At 71.4% G+C, this 864-nt stretch carries 1 protein-coding gene and 2 pseudogenes; 1 reads left to right on the top strand and 2 read right to left on the bottom strand.

Features of this window, described 5'->3' with window-relative positions; all coding sequences use genetic code 11:
* Positions 1-243: biotin/lipoate--protein ligase family protein (locus MKK49_RS21355; protein WP_244031895.1), on the top strand; the 243-nt coding region annotated here is incomplete at its 5' end.
* 43 nt (positions 244-286) lie between these two features.
* On the opposite strand, the pseudogene MKK49_RS21350 reads toward MKK49_RS21355, so the two are convergent.
* Positions 287-568, bottom strand: a pseudogene (locus MKK49_RS21350) (HlyD family type I secretion periplasmic adaptor subunit); the annotation flags it as partial.
* Positions 568-864 (bottom strand): annotated as a pseudogene (locus tag MKK49_RS21345) (type I secretion system permease/ATPase); the annotation flags it as partial. The pseudogenes MKK49_RS21345 and MKK49_RS21350, both read right to left, overlap by 1 nt.

The following is an 864-nucleotide window of genomic DNA, read 5'->3' as shown; positions in this document are numbered from 1 at the left end:
GGGCGCCTCGACTGGCCGAAGGATTGCGCCGAGGAGGCGGTGCCGGACTGGCTGGTGTTCTCCGCCATGGTGATCGTCTCCAAGTCCCATCTCGGCGATCCGGGCCTCACCCCGGATTCGACGGCCCTCGACGAGGAAGGGCTCATGATCACCTACACGGGCATCGTGACGATCGCCTTCACCCTCATGCCCTGGTGCATCGCCTCGGCCTACAAGGGCGACGAGATGCGATTCTACGTCTAGGCCGGCCAGAGTCCGGCCTGGCGGACCGCCGCCGGGCGCCCCCGTCGCCGGCCTTGACCCGCGCGCCCTCGCGCACGCGCAATTCGCCGACGACGCCGCCGGTGGGATGCTGGACCTTCTTCACGTCGGATTCGACCACGAGCTGGCCCGGCGCGATCACCGCGCCCGAGATCTGCGTGACGGTGGCCCAGCCGCCGACGCCGACCACCAGGGCCGCGCCGAGGCCGAGGCTGAGGGCGAGGTGACGGCGGATCGAGCCATGGGCGGTGGGACGCGGACCCGCGGGGGCGGAGCCGGGGATGTCGGAATCGAGGGCGAGGGCCATCACGCGCGTTCCTGCAAGAGACCGGACTGCAAAGGGCTGGACTGGAGCGTGCCGGGGGTGGCACGGGCTTCGAAGGGACGGGTCTCGGCGGTAACCGGCGCCGGGCGCATCACACGCTTCAGGACCTCGTCCTTCGGCCCGAAGGCCTGGGCCCGTCCATCGGCCATCATCAGGATGAGGTCGACGGCGGCCAGCGCCGAGGGCCGGTGGGCGACGACGACGCAGATGCCGCCGCGCTGGCGCACCCCGAGGATCGCCTGCGTCAGGGCGTTCTCGCCCTCGGAATCGAGGTTGGC

Source organism: Methylobacterium sp. J-090 (assembly GCF_022829345.1).
In the GTDB taxonomy this organism is placed as follows: Bacteria; Pseudomonadota; Alphaproteobacteria; order Rhizobiales; family Beijerinckiaceae; genus Methylobacterium.
Note: the sequence above shows the minus strand (reverse complement) of the source record. Positions and strands in the feature narration are given on the sequence as shown.